14 protein-coding genes are annotated in these 15,997 nt (G+C 64.1%); 12 read left to right on the top strand and 2 right to left on the bottom strand.

The annotated features are described in order from the left end of the window. Window positions 1-66 precede the first annotated feature (66 nt). The 12 genes from DEM27_RS12920 (at window position 67) to DEM27_RS12865 (ending at window position 13,768) form a co-directional block, all read left to right on the top strand. Entirely contained in the window at window positions 67-1,170 is a 1,104-nt protein-coding gene (locus DEM27_RS12920; RefSeq protein WP_109458632.1) for an LLM class flavin-dependent oxidoreductase, read from the top strand. A gap of 233 nt (window positions 1,171-1,403) precedes the next feature. After that, window positions 1,404-3,725: a bifunctional salicylyl-CoA 5-hydroxylase/oxidoreductase gene (locus DEM27_RS12915; RefSeq protein ID WP_109458631.1), complete on the top strand. Its 2,322-nt coding sequence runs from the start codon at window positions 1,404-1,406 to the stop codon at window positions 3,723-3,725. Window positions 3,726-3,734: 9 nt separating this feature from the next. Further along, window positions 3,735-4,526 carry an SDR family NAD(P)-dependent oxidoreductase gene (locus tag DEM27_RS12910; RefSeq protein ID WP_109458630.1) on the top strand — a complete coding sequence of 264 codons (792 nt, stop codon included), beginning with the start codon at window positions 3,735-3,737 and terminating at the stop codon, window positions 4,524-4,526. A 99-nt stretch (window positions 4,527-4,625) separates the two neighbouring features. Continuing rightward, complete coding sequence (locus DEM27_RS12905; protein ID WP_109458629.1) at window positions 4,626-5,072, top strand: cupin domain-containing protein; 447 nt, start codon at window positions 4,626-4,628, stop codon at window positions 5,070-5,072. A 170-nt stretch (window positions 5,073-5,242) separates the two neighbouring features. Next, on the top strand, window positions 5,243-6,085 hold the full coding sequence (locus tag DEM27_RS12900) for an enoyl-CoA hydratase family protein (protein WP_109458628.1): 843 nt from the start codon (window positions 5,243-5,245) through the stop codon (window positions 6,083-6,085). 4 nt (window positions 6,086-6,089) lie between these two features. Continuing rightward, complete coding sequence (locus DEM27_RS12895) at window positions 6,090-7,265, top strand: acyl-CoA dehydrogenase family protein (protein ID WP_109458627.1); 1,176 nt, start codon at window positions 6,090-6,092, stop codon at window positions 7,263-7,265. Between the two features lie 16 nt (window positions 7,266-7,281). Then, entirely contained in the window at window positions 7,282-8,466 is a 1,185-nt protein-coding gene (locus DEM27_RS12890) for an acyl-CoA dehydrogenase (RefSeq protein WP_109458626.1), read from the top strand. A 13-nt stretch (window positions 8,467-8,479) separates the two neighbouring features. Next, entirely contained in the window at window positions 8,480-8,908 is a 429-nt protein-coding gene (locus DEM27_RS12885; protein WP_109458625.1) for an acyl-CoA thioesterase, read from the top strand. Then, entirely contained in the window at window positions 8,886-9,281 is a 396-nt protein-coding gene (locus tag DEM27_RS12880; protein WP_109458624.1) for a RidA family protein, read from the top strand. The genes DEM27_RS12885 and DEM27_RS12880 overlap by 23 nt, the downstream gene beginning before the upstream one ends. Window positions 9,282-9,294: 13 nt before the next feature. Further along, window positions 9,295-11,298 (top strand): 3-hydroxyacyl-CoA dehydrogenase NAD-binding domain-containing protein, encoded by a 2,004-nt coding sequence (locus DEM27_RS12875; RefSeq protein ID WP_420028815.1) that lies wholly within the window; start codon window positions 9,295-9,297, stop codon window positions 11,296-11,298. 180 nt (window positions 11,299-11,478) lie between these two features. Continuing rightward, window positions 11,479-12,939 (top strand): phospholipase D-like domain-containing protein, encoded by a 1,461-nt coding sequence (locus DEM27_RS12870; protein ID WP_109458623.1) that lies wholly within the window; start codon window positions 11,479-11,481, stop codon window positions 12,937-12,939. Between the two features lie 16 nt (window positions 12,940-12,955). Continuing rightward, window positions 12,956-13,768 (top strand): endonuclease/exonuclease/phosphatase family protein, encoded by an 813-nt coding sequence (locus DEM27_RS12865; protein WP_109458622.1) that lies wholly within the window; start codon window positions 12,956-12,958, stop codon window positions 13,766-13,768. Window positions 13,769-13,776: 8 nt separating this feature from the next. On the opposite strand, the gene DEM27_RS12860 is transcribed toward DEM27_RS12865, so the two are convergent. Together DEM27_RS12860 and DEM27_RS12855 are read right to left on the bottom strand one after the other, a co-directional pair. Further along, window positions 13,777-14,283 carry a MarR family winged helix-turn-helix transcriptional regulator gene (locus DEM27_RS12860; protein WP_109458621.1) on the bottom strand — a complete coding sequence of 169 codons (507 nt, stop codon included), beginning with the start codon at window positions 14,281-14,283 and terminating at the stop codon, window positions 13,777-13,779. 24 nt (window positions 14,284-14,307) lie between these two features. After that, the gene (locus DEM27_RS12855) at window positions 14,308-15,894 is read right to left on the bottom strand and encodes a phytoene desaturase family protein (RefSeq protein WP_109458620.1); all 1,587 of its coding nucleotides are present in this window, start codon (window positions 15,892-15,894) and stop codon (window positions 14,308-14,310) included. Window positions 15,895-15,997: the final 103 nt, after the last annotated feature.

Raw genomic sequence — 15,997 nt, 5'->3', positions numbered from 1 at the left:
GCGATTGACAAGAATAGAATTTACGATAGATTTTTTATTTGAAATTTAAAACAAAGAGGAACAGCCATGACCCATCAGAACAGCATGTTCGATCGCAATCAGTTTCTGCTCGGCACGTTCGCGTCCAATTGTTCCGGCGGCATGTCGGTCACCAAGGTGCCGGAGCGCTGGGTGAATTCCTGGGACAACAATCTCCGCCTCGCCCATCTGCTCGACGATGCCGGCATCGATTTCATGCTGCCGATCGCCCGCTGGATCGGTTACGGCGGCGAGACGAATTTCCATGGCAACGTGCTCGAGACCATCACCTGGGCCACCGGCCTGCTGGCCAAGACGCGCAACATCAATGTCTTCGCCACCATCCACACCGCAGCCAACCATCCCGCCGTCGTCGCCAAGCAGCTGGCGACCATCGACCAGATCAGCGGCGGCCGCATCGGCCTCAACATCGTCGCCGGCTGGAACCAGCCGGAATACGAAGCGCTCGGCCTCAACCTGCCGGCCGGCCACGAGGAGCGCTACGGTTACGCCCAGGAATGGTTCGATGTCGTCAAGGCGCTGTGGAGCCGCACCGAAGCCTTCGACTGGGAGGGCAGACATTTCCAGCTGAAGAACATTCTCGGCGACCCGAGGCCGACCACCCGGGTACCGATCCTCAACGCCGCCGGCTCCGGCCAGGGACGGGCCTTTGCCGCCCAGAATGCCGATTTTCTCTTCACCCCCGCCATCGACCTTTCGCGCTCGGGCGAAGAGGTGGCGGCATTGAAGCAGCAGGGCGCGGATGCCGGCCGCTCCGTCGGCGTGCTCACCTTCGCCCATGTCGTCTGCCGCCCGACGGAAAAGGAAGCCCAGGACTATCTGCAGCATTTCGGCAGGGACAATGCCGATTGGGATGCGGTCGACAATCTGGTGCGGCTGCAGTTCGCCCATGCGCAATCCTTCCCGCATGACCTCCTGGCGCTGATCCGCGATCGGATGGCGGCGGGTCATGGCGGCTATCCGCTGGTCGGCACGCCGGAGCAGGTGGCCGAAGGCATCCTGGCGCTGCACAAGGCAGGTTTTAACGGCACGACGCTTTCTTTTGTTGATTATGCAGAGGAATTCCCGTATTTCCGGGATCACGTCCTGCCGATCCTCGAAAGCGAGGGCATTCGCCGGGCGGTCGCATAATCACATCCGCACCTGCTTTAAAAATAGCGCGCTATGGATCGGCGTGGCGAATTGCCATGCCAACGATTCATCGCGCGCAATGAATCTTCGTCCTGTCATCAGGATCGTTGCTTTTCGGGCTTTTTGCCCTTGACGGCCTGTTTCGTCCGTCTATATTTTAAACTTAAAATAACTGGCGCCGAGGCGGAGCGTCCGCCGCAGGATCGGCCCAATCGACCGGGAAGGAAAAAGCGATGCGTATCGTCTGTATCGGTGGCGGTCCGGCAGGGCTCTATTTCGCACTGCTGATGAAGAAGCTTCACCCCGCCCACGACATCCGGGTGATCGAGCGCAACAAGCCCTACGACACTTTCGGCTGGGGCGTGGTGTTTTCCGATGCGACGATGGAGTCGATGAAGGTCTGGGACGCGGAAAGTGCCGCGATCATCCAGGACGCCTTCAACCATTGGGACGATATCGAGGTGTTGTTCAAGGGCACGCGCCAGCGCACCTCCGGCCACGGTTTCGTCGGCATCGGCCGCAAGAAGCTCCTGAACATCCTCCAGCAGCGCTGCGAGGAGCTGGGCGTCGAACTGGTGTTCGAAACGGACGTCGATTCCGATACGGATTATGCCGATGCCGATCTGGTCATCGCCTCCGACGGCTTCAATTCGAAGATCCGCAACCGGTATCCGGATGTCTTCCAGCCGGATCTCGTGACGCGGCCGAACCGCTACATCTGGCTCGGCACCAACAAGCTCTACGACGCCTTCACCTTCGATTTCCGCAAGACGGATCACGGCTGGTTCCAGGCGCATATCTACAAGTTCGACGACAAGACCTCGACCTTCATCGTCGAGACCACCGAAGAGGCCTATGAGGCGCACGGCCTCGGCGAGATGGACCAGCAGGCCTCGATCGATTTCTGCGAAAACCTGTTCTCCGAAGTGCTCGACGGCGCCTCGCTGATGACCAATGCCCGTCACCTGCGCGGTTCGGCCTGGCTGAACTTCAACCGGCTGATCTGCGGCAAGTGGAGCCATTTCAACGGCAACTCGCATGTCGTGCTGATGGGCGACGCCGCCCACACGGCGCATTTCGCCATCGGCTCCGGCACCAAGCTCGCCATCGACGATGCCATCGAGCTGACCCGACAGTTCCAGCTGCACGGGCATGAGAAGGAAAAGATCCCGGCCGTCCTCGAAACCTACGAGGAAATCCGCCGCGTCGACGTCGCCCGCATCCAGAATGCCGCCCGCAACGCCATGGAATGGTTCGAGGTGGTCGGCCGTCGTTATGCCGATACGCTGGAGCCGGAACAATTCATGTATTCGATGCTGACGCGCTCGCAGCGCATCAGCCACGAAAACCTGCGCCTGCGCGACAAGACCTGGCTGGAAGGTTATGAGCGCTGGTTTGCGAAGAAGTCGGGCTTGAGCGTCGGCAACGACCGCTGCTTGCCGCCGATGTTCACCCCCTATAAGCTGCGCGGCGTCACCCTGCCGAACCGCATCGTCGTCTCGCCGATGGCGATGTATTCGGCGAAGGACGGGCTGATCGCCGATTTCCATATGGTGCATCTGGGCAGCCGCGCCATGGGCGGCGCCGGCCTGGTCTTTGCCGAAATGACCTGCGTTTCGCCGGATGCCCGTATCACTCCCGGTTGCCTGGGCCTCTGGAACGAGGAGCAGGCCGCACAATGGCGGCGCGTTGTCGATTTCGTCCACGGCAACAGCGCCGCCAAGGTCGGCATCCAGATCGGCCATGCCGGCCGCAAGGGTGCCACCAAGCTGGCCTGGGAAGGCATCGACCAGCCGCTGGAGGAAGGCGCCTGGCCGCTCTATTCGGCGTCGGCCATGCCTTACCTCAAGCATAGCCAGGTGCCGAAGGCGATGGATCGGGCCGATATGGACCGGGTGCTTGCCGATCACGTCCGGTCCGCTGAACTGGCGGCGACCACCGGCGCCGACTGGCTGGAACTGCACTGCGCCCACGGCTACCTGCTGTCGAGCTTCCTGTCGCCGCTCACCAACCACCGCGACGACGACTATGGCGGCAGCCACGAGAACCGGGCGCGTTTCCCGCTCGAAGTTTTCAAGGCCGTCCGCGCCGTCTGGCCGGACGACAAGCCGATTTCCGTGCGCCTCTCCTGCCACGATTGGGTGGATGGTGCCGGCAACACGCCGGAGGATGCGGCGATCTTCGCGCAGATGTTCAAGGATGCCGGCGCCGACCTGATCGACTGCTCCTCGGGGCAGGTATCGAAGGAAGAAAAACCGGTCTACGGCCGCCTGTTCCAGACGCCGTTCTCCGACAAGATCCGCAACGAGGTCGGCATTCCGACGATTGCCGTGGGTGCAATTTCCGAGGCCGACCACGCCAATTCGATCATTGCCGCCGGCCGCGCCGATCTCTGCGCCGTCGCCCGCCCGCATCTTGCCGATCCGGCCTGGGCGCTGCACGAGGCGGCCAAGATCGGCTTGACGACGGTCGCCTGGCCGAAACAGTACCAGTCGAGCAAGTACCAGTACGAAACCAACCTCGCCCGCGCCAATGCGCCGGCCGTCGTGAAGTAGGCGAAAACGATGGGCGGAACGGGCAAGCTTGGCAGGAGGCATGCGCTGGTCACCGGTGCCGGCAGCGGCATCGGTGCGGCGATTGCGCGCACGCTTGTGCAAAACGGCGCACGCGTCACGCTCGCCGGTCGGCGCCGCGAGCCGCTGGATGCGCTGGCGGCCGAGCTTGCCGGCAGCGACGTCTTCGTTGCCGATGGGTTCGACGTGACTGACGCCGCGGCCATCGCCAGGGGGCTGGAGGCGGCGCGGCAGGCTTTTGGCCCTGTCGGCATCCTCGTCAACAATGCCGGCGAAGCGCCGAGCGCGCCGTTCGAAAAGACCAGCCTCGACATGTGGAGCCATGTGATCGGCGTCGATCTCACCGGCGTCTTCCAGGTGACGCAGGCAGTGCTGCCCGACCTGAAATCCGTCGGCGACGGCGCGCGGATCATCAACGTCGCTTCGACGGCGGGGCTCGTCGGTTACGGTTACGTCTCCGCCTATTGCGCCGCCAAGCATGGGGTCGTCGGCCTCACCCGCGCCCTGGCGCTGGAGCTGGCCCGCAAGGGCGTCACGGTCAATGCCGTCTGCCCGGGCTTCACCGATACGCCGATCATCCAGCGTTCCGTCGCCGCCATCGCCGCCAAGACCGGCCGTTCGGAGGAGGAGGCGCTGTCCGAATTCGTCAAATCCAATCCCCAGGGAAGGCTGGTGAAGCCGGAAGAGGTCGCCGATACGGTTCTGTGGCTCGCTTCGCCCGGTTCGTCGTCGATTACCGGTCAGGCGATCGTCGTCGCCGGTGGAGAAGTGATGGCGGGCTAGAGCAATTCCCGCAGAAATATGAAACGGTTTTGTGTCCGGGATCGCATGCGCAGACATGGCCCGGGCATGAACCAAGGGAACCAAAGCTGGGAGCAAAGCATGGAACTGGAAAAGGGCATTACCAAAGACGGCACGGGCTACAAGGATGTGCAGTGGAACATCCTCGGCCAGGTGTATTTCCCGAAGGCGGTCTCGGACGACACCTTCGCCTTCGAAACCAACAGCGAGCCCGGTCAGTTCGTGCCGGTGCATATTCATCCGACGCAGGACGAGTTCATCCTGGTGCAGGAAGGCCAGCTGGAACTGAAGCTTGACGGTGAGTGGACGACCGCCAGGGCCGGCGATCTCGTGCGCATGCCGCGCGGTATTCCGCACGGCTATTTCAACAAGTCCGACAAGCCGTGCCGGGCGCTGTTCTGGGTCTCGCCGGCCCGTCAGCTGGAAGACCTGTTCAAGGCGCTGGATCAGAAGACCGACGTTGCGGAAATCGTGCGGTTGTCCGCCGAGCGAGAGGTGAATTTCCTGCCGCCGGAAGCGAACGACTAAGGGGGAATCCCCTGACCTTAACCCTCTCCCCGGTGGGGAGAGGGGACTTGCCCTGCCTGACGTCGATTGTGCGGAAAACGGCGCGGCAAACCCCTTCACCCCTCGGGGAGAAGGTGCCGGTAGGCGGATGAGGGGATTGCCACAGCGCCCTGCACACAGAGGAGAAAGACATGAGCGACGTAATGAAAGACATGAAGCGCAGCTTCCGCGATTACCAGGCGAAACATTTCCTCTGGGATGTCAGCGAGGACGGCCGCGTCGCCACGCTCACCCTCAACCGGCCGGAGCGCAAGAATCCGCTGACCTTCGGCAGCTATGCCGAGTTGCGCGACCTGTTCCGCGATCTCGCCTATTCTTCCGACGTCCGCGCCATCGTTCTGAAGGGTGCCGGCAACAATTTCTCCTCCGGCGGTGACGTTTTCGAGATCATCGAGCCGCTGACCCGCATGGCGATGCCCGACCTGCTCGCGTTCACCCGCATGACCGGTGATGTCGTCAAGGCGATGCGCAAGTGCCCGCAGCCGATCATTGCCGCCGTCGACGGCATCTGCGCCGGTGCCGGCGCCATCCTCGCCATGGCCTCCGACCTGCGCGTCGCGACGCCCGAAGCCAAGACCGCCTTCCTCTTCACCCGCGTCGGCCTGGCCGGCGCCGACATGGGTGCCTGCGGTTTCCTGCCGCGCATCATCGGCCAGGGTCGTGCCGCCGAACTCCTGTTCACCGGCCGCTCGATGAGCGCTGCCGAAGGCCACGCCTGGGGTTTCTACAATGCGCTGCATGCGGCCGATGCGCTCGATGCGGAAGCGCTGAAGCTGGCGCATTCACTGGCCGACGGGCCGTGGTTCGCCCATGGCATTACCAAGACCATGTTCAACCAGGAATGGGCGATGGGCGTCGACGAGATGGTCGAGTCGGAAGCCCAGGCCCAGGCGATCTGCATGGCGACCCAGGATTTCCGCCGCGCCTTCGAGGCCTTTGCCGAAAAGCGCAAGCCGGCTTTCGAGGGCAATTGAGATCATGGCCGCTTCCTCCTCCCTGTCCGGCCCGAGCCGTGAGCATCTCGAATGGCCGTTCTTCGAACCGCATCACCGCGCCTTCGTCGAAAAGCTCGATGCCTTTGCCGCCTCCGGCGCGCTGGCCGCCGTCGATCACGGCGATACCGACGGCGCCTGCCGCACGCTGGTAAAACTGCTCGGCGAAGCCGGCCTGCTCGCCGCGGCGACCGGCAATGCCGGCGCCGACGTCATCGATTCGCGGGCTGTCTGCCTGGCGCGCGAAACGCTTGCCTGGCACGACGGGCTTGCCGATTTCGCCTTCGCCATGCAGGGTCTCGGCACCGGGGCCATCGGACTTGCCGGGTCAGACGATTTGAAGCGCGCCGTGCTGCCGAAAGTCACGTCGGGCGAATGGCTTTCGGCTTTCGCCCTGTCGGAAAAGGAAGCCGGTTCTGATGTCGCCGCCATGGCCTGCGCCGCCCGCGCCGAGGGCGATTCTTACGTGCTCGACGGCGAGAAGACCTGGATTTCCAACGGCGGCATCGCCGATGTCTACACCGTGTTTGCCCGCACCGGCGAGGCGCCGGGCACGCGCGGCATCTCCGCCTTCGTGGTTTTTGCCGGCGATCCTGGTTTTTCCATCGCCGAGCGCATCGATGTCATCGCCCCGCATCCGCTGGCGACGATCCGCTTCGAGAATTGCCGCATCCCGGCCTCGCGCCGCCTCGGCTCAGCCGGCGAAGGTTTCAAGATCGCCATGCGCACGCTCGACATTTTTCGCGCCTCCGTCGCCGCCGCCTCGCTCGGTTTTGCCCGGCGTGCCATCGATGAAGCGCTGGCCCATGCCAAGGCGCGGCCGATGTTCGGCGCCACGCTTTCCGACCTGCAGCTGACGCAGGCGGCACTCGGCGACATGGCGACCGGCATCGATGGCGCGGCGCTTTTGACCTACCGCGCCGCCTGGCGCCGCGACGTACAGAAACTGCCGACCACCAAGGAAGCGGCGATGGCGAAGATGACGGCGACGGAAACGGCGCAAACGGTCATCGACCGTGCCGTGCAGATGTTCGGCGGCCGCGGCGTCAGGAGCGGCGAGATCGTCGAAAAACTCTACCGCGAAATCCGCGCGCTCCGCATCTACGAGGGCGCCACCGAGGTTCAGAAACTCATCGTCGCCCGCGAGCTTCTGAAGGCCTGAGACGAAAGGAACAACCATGAGCAAACACCGCGAAACCTTCGATTGGGCCGATCCCTTCAAGCTGGAGGACCAGCTCAACGACGACGAACGTTTGGTGCTGAAGACCGCCCATGACTATGCGCAGGAAAAGCTCCTGCCGCGCATGCCGGATGCCTTTCGCCTGGAACAGACCGATCCGGCAATCTTCCGCGAGATGGGCGAACTCGGCCTGCTCGGTCCGACGATCTCGCCGGAATATGGCGGCGCCGGCCTCGGCTACGTTTCCTACGGCCTGATCGCCCGCGAGGTCGAGCGCGTCGATAGCGGCTACCGCTCGATGATGAGCGTGCAGTCGTCGCTGGTCATGGTGCCGATCGAAACCTTCGGTTCCGAGGCACAGAAGCAGAAATACCTGCCGAAACTCGCCACCGGCGAATGGATCGGCTGCTTCGGCCTTACCGAGCCCAACCACGGCTCCGACCCCGGCTCGATGGTCACCCGTGCCAAGAAGGTCGATGGCGGTTATGCGCTGACCGGCGCCAAGACCTGGATCTCGAATGCGCCGATCGCCGACGTCTTCGTCGTCTGGGCCAAGACCGAGGACGGGCTGATCCGCGGCTTCGTGCTGGAAAAGGGCTGGAAGGGTCTTTCCGCCCCCGCCATCCATGGCAAGGTCGGCCTCAAGGCCTCCATCACCGGCGAAGTGGTGATGGACAATGTCTTCGTGCCGGAAGAAAACATGTTCCCGGAAGTCACCGGCCTCAAGGGTCCGTTCACCTGCCTCAACTCCGCCCGCTTCGGCATCGCCTGGGGCGCGCTGGGGGCGGCGGAAGCCTGCTACGCCACGGCGCGGCAATATGTGCTCGACCGCCAGCAGTTCGGCCGGCCGCTCGCCGCCAACCAGCTGATCCAGAAGAAGCTCGCCGACATGGTGACGGAAATCTCGCTCGGCCTGCAGGGCTGCCTGCGCCTCGGCCGCATGAAGGAAGACGGTCATCCGCCGGTGGAGCTGACCTCGATCCTCAAGCGCAATTCCTGCGGCAAGGCTCTGGACATCGCCCGCGCGGCCCGCGACATGCTGGGCGGCAACGGCATTTCCGACGAATTCGGCATTGCCCGCCACCTGGTCAACCTCGAAGTCGTCAACACCTATGAAGGCACGCACGACATCCATGCGCTGATCCTCGGCCGCGCCATCACCGGCATCGCCGCGTTCAACTGAGGGCGTAAGGCCGATGTTTGCGACGACGAGACCCCTGCGCTTCGGAGATTGCGATCCTTCGGGCATCGCCTATTTCCCCTCCTACCTGAACATTCTGGTGGGGGTGATGGAGGATTTTTTCGCCGACCTCGGCCTGCCGATCCGCCAGATGATCGACGAGCGGAAGATCAGCTGGCCGACGGTGCGGCTGGACCTCACATTCGTCAGCCCCGGCTATCACGGCGACCAGCTCGATTTCACCCTGCGCGTCCGCGCCATCGGCCGCAGCTCGCTCGACCTGGATCACGAGATCCGCGTCGGCGACCGGCTGTTGTGGTCGGCTAAACACCGCGTCGTCGCGACCTCGACCGAGACGCACACATCCATTGCCTGGCCGGAGGATATCCGCGCCGCGCTCAGACAGCATCTGGAGGCCAATGATGCACACAATCCTGCAACCTGAAGGTTGGGCGAAACCCATCGGTTATTCAAACGGGGTCGCCGCCCAAGGCAAGGTGATCTTCGTCGGCGGCCAGATCGGCTGGAACGAACAATGCCAGTTCGAATCCGACGATTTCATCGACCAGGTGCGCCAGACGTTGAAAAACGTCGTGGCGGTTCTGGCCGCCGGCGGTGCCGGCCCGGAACACATCACCTCGATGACCTGGTATTTCACCGACAAAACGGAATATCTTGGCAACCTGAAGAATCTCGGGCAGGTGTACCGCGAAACGATCGGCCGGAATTTCCCGGCCATGGCGGCGATGCAGGTCGTCGCTTTGGTGGAAGACCGCGCCAAGATCGAGATCCAGGCAACGGCCGTCGTGCCGGAATAAAAAGGAACGGGTTATGACCGACACAGAGTCCGCCGCCACTGCCGCCCATGAATTCTCCGGCACCGTCCGCGGTATGCAGACCGCCGGCGTGCTGGTGGTGACGATCGACAATGCGCCGGTCAATGCCCTTTCCGCCGACGTGCGCGGCGGGCTGATGGCGGCCCTTGCGGCGGCGGAAGGCGATGCGGAGATCCGCGCCGTCGTCGTCACCGGCGCCGGCAAGACCTTCATCGGCGGCGCCGATATCAAGGAATTCGGCAAGCCGCCGGTCGAACCGATGCTGCCGGCGGTGATCGACCGTCTCGAAGGGTTTTCGAAGCCGGTCGTGGCGGCGCTGAACGGGGCTGCCCTCGGCGGCGGGCTGGAAGTGGCGCTGGGCTGCCACCACCGCATTGCCGCTTCCGGTGCGAAACTCGGCCTGCCGGAAGTCAAGCTCGGCATCGTTCCCGGCGCTGGCGGCACGCAGCGCCTGCCGCGCCTGACCGGCATTCCTGCCGCCATCGACATCATCGCCTCCGGCCGCATGGTGCCGGCGGCGGAAGCCCTGTCGCTCGGCATCGTCGATGCCGTTGCAACGGAAAATCTGCTCGACGCGGCTGTTGCAGCGGCGGCGGACCTTGCCGGCAAATCGCTTCGCCGCACTGCTGAGCTCGCCGTTCCCACATCGACCGCGGAAGAGAACGAGGCCGCCGCTGCCAAGGCCCGCGCCAGGGCAAAAGGCCAGACATCACCGCTCGAAGCCGTGCGGCTGGTGCTGGCGACGCAAAATGCCGCCTTTGCCGATGGCATCGCGGATGAACGCGCCACGTTCCTGCGGTTGCGCGATTCGCAAGAGGCTGCCGCCCTCCGGCATGTCTTCTTCGCCGAGCGTGCCGCGGCCAAGGTCGAAGGGCTGGAGGGCGTCGAGCCGCGGCCCGTTTCCACCATCGGCGTGGTCGGTACCGGCCTGATGGGCTCCGGCATCGCCGTCGCCGCGCTGGATGCCGGTTATACGGTAATCGGCATCGAACAGACCAGCGAAGCGGCGGAAAAGGGCAAGGAGCGCATCACCGCGCTTCTCGACCGCAACCTGAAATCCGGTCGCATCGATGCCAAGGGCAAGGCGGAGCGGCTGTCGCGGCTGATCGTCAGCGGCAATATCGGCAATCTCGCCAAGGCGGATCTGGTGATCGAGGCGGTGTTCGACGATCTCGACGTCAAGACGCTGCTGTTCCAGCGGCTCGACGGCATCGTCCGTCCCGATGCTATCCTTGCCACCAACACCAGCTATCTCGATCCGGATGTGATCGCCGCCGCGACCCAGCATCCCGAGCGCGTGCTCGGCCTGCACTTTTTCTCGCCGGCCAATGTGATGAAGCTACTGGAAGTGGTGCGCGGCGCCAAAACACTCCCGGATGTGCTGGCGACCGGCCTTGCCGTCGCCCGCAAGCTCAACAAGCTGCCGATCGTCACCGGCGTCTGCGAAGGGTTCATCGGCAACCGCATCTTCTCCGCCTATCGCCGCGAGGCGGAATTTTTGCTGGAAGACGGCGCGTTGCCGCAGGATATTGATGCCGCCATGGAAGCCTACGGCATGGCCATGGGTCCCTTCGCCGTCTTCGACCTCGCCGGACTGGAGATCGCCTGGGCCCGCCGCAAGCGCCAGGCCGCGACCCGCGATCCGGCCGCCCGTTATGTCGATATCCCCGACCGTCTTTGCGAAGCCGGTCGGTTCGGCCAGAAGAGCGGCCGCGGCTGGTATCGATATGTCGACGGCAAGCGCACCATCGATCCGGCGGTGACGGAACTGATCGAGGCGTCGCGTGCCGCCAAGGGCCTGACGCCGCGCGCCATCGATGCCGACGAAATCGTTAGCCGGCTTCTGAAGGCAATGGCCGACGAGGGTCAGGCGCTTCTTGCCGAAGGTATCGCCGCCCGCGCCAGCGATATCGACCTGGTGATGATCAACGGCTACGGTTTCCCCGCCTATCGTGGCGGGCCGATGTTTGCTGCGGCAGCCAAGGCCGGGGCAGCCTGATCTTTCACGGCGGCAGCTGCCTTGAAAACAAAAAGATAAGGCATTTTCGGACGAGAATGCCTTCAAAACCCCTGCGGCTGGCCCTCTTGCCGGCCGGGGCGGCGATGATTTACCGTATGGCAGCGGACGCGTCTTTTCGATCCGATTGAAGAGCGGCCGGCAAAGGTTATATCTGAGCGCATGCCTGATCTTCTCGTCAATTATTGGCCGCATATTCTCGGCGCCCTGTCGCTGCTGACCGGAACGATTGCCGCGGTGCATGCGGCCATGACGAAGGAGGATGTCCGCTCGGCGATCGGCTGGGTCGGCGTCATCGTGCTGTCGCCGCTCGTCGGCGCGGCGATCTATGCGGTTGCCGGCATCAACCGCATGCGCCGTGCCTCGCTCGCCGCCCATCATCTGCCGTCCTGGACCGATCTCCCCGATCCCTATGTCAGCTACGATGCCGTGCATGAAGAGGTCGCCCAAAAGTTCGGCCACCGTTTTGCCGCGCTGAAAACGCTGGCCGACCGGGTAACCCGCCACCAGCTGACGACGGGCAACACCGTTTTGCTGCTCGACGGCGGTCTGCAGGCTTATGACGCCATCGAGGCGGCCATCGCCTCGGCGGAACGCAGCATCATCCTCGAAACCTATATCTTCGACCGCGACCGCATCGGCCTGCGCATTGCCGCAGCACTGGTCGCCGCCGTGCGCCGCGGCGTCATCGTGCGGGTTCTGGTCGATGCGGTGGGGGCGCGCTATTCGGTTCCGAGCATCCTCGGCCATCTGAAAAAGCGCGGCGTCACCATCGAGGTGTTCAACGGCAATGTCATCATGGGTCTTCGCCTGCCCTATGCCAACCTGCGCACCCACCGCAAGATCGTCATCATCGACGGCGCGGTTGCCTTTACCGGCGGCATGAACATCCGCGAGGGGTTTTCGCAGGAGTTCGCCGGCGACGAAGCGGCGCGCGACACGCATTTCCGCCTCACCGGACCGGTCGTCGCCGATCTTTTCGCCATCGCCGCCGAGGACTGGCGCTTTGCCAGCGGCGAACTGCTCGACGATCCCTGCTGGACGATCGCCGAACCGGGTTCGGAGGCCGGCTCGCCGATGTTGATGCGGGCGATCGCCACCGGGCCGGACAAAAGCCTGGAAACCAACCACAAGGTGTTGATGGGCGCCTTTTCCGTGGCGCGCCGGACGATCCGCATCATGTCGCCCTATTTCCTGCCGGACCGCGAACTGATCACCGCGCTGGTCACCGCCGCCCGCCGCGGCGTCGAGGTGGATATCGTCGTGCCCGCCCGCAACAACCTGATGCTCGTCGATCACGCCATGACCGGGCAGTTCGACCAGGTGCTGAAGCATTATTGCCGGATCTGGCGGGCGGAGGGTGCCTTCGACCATTCCAAGCTGCTCGCCGTCGACGGACAGTGGTCCTATATCGGCTCGTCCAACATCGACCCCCGCTCGCTCAGGCTCAATTTCGAGGTTGACATCGAGGTGCTCGACACCAATTTTGCAAGGGAAATCGATACCCGGATCGGGGCCGCCATCGGCACGGCAAAGGCGGTAACGCTGGAAAGCCTGCGGGCGCGGCCCTTCCTTTGGCGCCTGGTCGACCGCATCCTGTGGTTGGGCTCGCCCTATCTTTGAGGCAAACGGCGAAGAGATGCAAAGAAAGAACGGAACTCTTTCCTCCACCGTTCTGGAGGCGCTTCGAAACAGGAAGAACCGTCCTGATGGCAAGCAGATAACATCCCCGTCCGGCACGCTCGTCGCCTCCTACAACGTCCACAAATGTATCGGCGTCGACCGCCGCTTCGATCCGGAGCGTACCGCGCGCGTCATCCAGGAGATCGGTGCCGACGTCATCGCCCTGCAGGAGGCCGACCAGCGGTTCGGCGAACGGGCCGGATTGCTCGATCTCGCCCATCTGGAGCGGGAAACCGGCCTCGTCTCGGTCGGTGCGGCCGGTTTTCCCAAGGCGCATGGCTGGCACGGCAATGTCGTGCTCGTCCGCCAGGGCGTGGTGCGCGACCTCCACCCGGTCACGCTGCCGGGGCTGGAGCCGCGCGGTGCCGTCGTCGTCGAGATCGATTTGAAGCAGGGCGGCAGCCTGCGCATCATCGCCGCCCATCTCGGCCTTCTCAGGCGTTCCCGGGCACAGCAGCTGCATACGATCATCGAACTGATGAAGAGCCGCGACGAAACGCCGACGCTGCTGCTCGGCGATCTCAACGAATGGCGTCTCGGTGATCGCTCCTCGCTCAACACACTGCATCCCGCCTTCGGGCATATGCCGCCGGCGGTGCCGAGCTTCCCTTCCGGTCTGCCGCTGCTGGCGCTCGACCGCATCATCGCCAATCGCCAGGGGCTGATTTCCAGCTTCCAGACGCATGACACGCCGCTGGCGCGTATGGCCTCCGACCACCTGCCGGTCAAGGCGGTGGTCGATCTGCAGCAGGCGGTGACGGCCGCCTGAAGCCGGCCTCAGATCTCGTGCTTGCGGATGTTATGCAGGATACGGTGCAGCACCGAGATGAAGGCGCGGTATTCTTCCTCCTCGACGCCGTCGAACATCTTCAACAGCGAATCATACATCGTCGGCCACACCTTCTCGAAGATGGTGCGCCCCTCCTCGGTGATCGTCACGTCGCGGATGCGCATGTCCTCGGGGCGCGGCTGGCGGCGGATGTAACCCTGCTCCTCCAGCGAATCCAGCGTCCGGCTCATGGTCGACTGTTCGGTGACGGCGAAGACGGAAAGCTCGTTGATCGTCACCGACGGCGTGATGCTGAGGATGGCGAGCGCCCGCATCTTGGCGGTGGTCATCTCCATCTGCTTCAGCTCTTCCGCCAGGTTGGCGTTCCAGCGGGAAATGATGCGGTTCATCAGGTAGGGCGCGAAATGGTTGAGGCCGATCTCGCCCATGGTCGGGCGCGCCTCGGTCATCTCCCGCTTGCGCTTCAGCGCCATGCCTGCGAATCGATCCTCCATGACACCTTTCCGTGTTCCGTGACGTTATTTCAGCGATGAAGCCAGAAGGAAACCGGAGCCCCCGCCAAGGCCGGGTCCCGGATGCGTCGATGCGCCAATATGATACAGCCCCGGCACGTGGGTGCGGTGGTTAACAGAAGACTTGAATGGCCGCCACAGGAAAAACTGGTCCAGTCCGCAGAAGCCGCCATAGGGATCGCCGCCGACAAGGTTCATGTTCATCGTTTCCAGATCCGCCGGCGAATAGCTCTTTCGGGCAATGACCGTTTCCCGGAACCCGTCGATATGGGTTTCGAGGATCGCCTCGATGCGGTCGGCGTAGCTTTCCCGCAGCGCCTCGTTCCAGCGGCCGTCCGCCGGAATGTCGAGCTGGCCGGCGGCATCGCCCTTGATGAAGCGCGGCGTTTCGGGAAGCTGCAGCCAGAGGATCGATTTGCCTTCGGGTGCCCGGCTCGGATCGAAGGAGGCGGGCTGGCCGACGCAGATCGTCGGCACGGCGGGCAGCATGCCGCGTTCGGCCTCGTTGGCAGCGCGCGACACGCCGTCGAGGCCGGGGGTCAGGTGCAGCAGCGCCACCTGGCCGAGCTCGGCATTGTGCTTCCAGCGCGGCGGGCTATTCAGCGCATAATGGATCTGCATGTTGCCCTTGCCGTAGCGGAAGGATTTGACGCCGTCGTTGACCTCCGCGGGCGGCGCCGGCCAGTCCTTCAGCAAGCGGCCGTAGAGTTGGGTCGGCGTCACCGAGGCGATGACCCCGCCTGTGGCTGACAGCGTTTCTCCGCCGGCAAGCCGGACCCCGGTGGCACGGCCGCCGGCACCCTGGATCAGGGCCTCGACATCGGTGCCGGTGCGGATGGTGCCGCCATTGTCGGTGATCAGTTTTTCGAAGGCGGAAAGCAGCGTTTTGGCACCGCCCCTGGCGACCGGGCATCCGGCCAGTTCGATGGCAAAACCGATGACCTTGACCATCTCGGCAGAATAGGCGCTTTCCGGACCGAGGCCGCAATGCAGCACCCATGGCGCCCACAGCGCCTGGATATCTTCGGACCGGTAGGTGCTTTCGAGATGCGCACGCGCCGGCATCAGCGCCTCGCCGAACCAGCCGGCGAGATTGCGCAAGCCCCGCCTCCACGCTTCCTTCGCCATCGTCTTGGCGATGTTGCCGGACCACAGGGCGCCGCCGAGCAGCGAGAAGAGGAAGGGCGCATCGGCGCCGAGCTTGTCCATCTCGCGGGAGAATGCGGCGCCGTCGCCGGCGGCCAGCGCCTCGAAGGTGGCGATGTTGCGCTGCCGGTCCTTGGAGAAGATCATGTGCGATCCATCCGGCCGCAGGACGCCGGTGGGCAGGTCGGCATGGGCGAATTCCAGCCCGCGAGCCTCCAGATCCTTGCCGAGCGCCCCATAGGCGGGCGAGGTGAGGAACAGCACCATCGTCGTCGCCATCACGTCGTGGATGAAGCCCGGCGCGGTGATCTCCTCGGTGCGCAGGCAGCCGCCGATACGGTCGTTGCGCTCCAGGAGGAGTACCTTCTTGCCCTTCTTGCCGAGCACGGCCGCCGCTACCAGCGCGTTGATGCCGCTGCCGACGATGATGTAGTCATGGGTGCTCATGGCAGGCTTCTTTCAGCGTAATTTTTTAGGCAGGGAGAGAACGGGGCCTAGCCTTCTCCTCGCCGGGGAGAAGGCGGCCCGAAGGGCGGATGAGGGGGGTGAG

Origin of the sequence: Rhizobium album (assembly GCF_003122325.1) — a bacterium.
Classification (GTDB): Bacteria; Pseudomonadota; Alphaproteobacteria; order Rhizobiales; family Rhizobiaceae; genus Metarhizobium; species Metarhizobium album.
The sequence above is the reverse complement of the archived record's forward strand: the minus strand, read 5'-3'. Positions and strand labels throughout refer to the sequence as shown.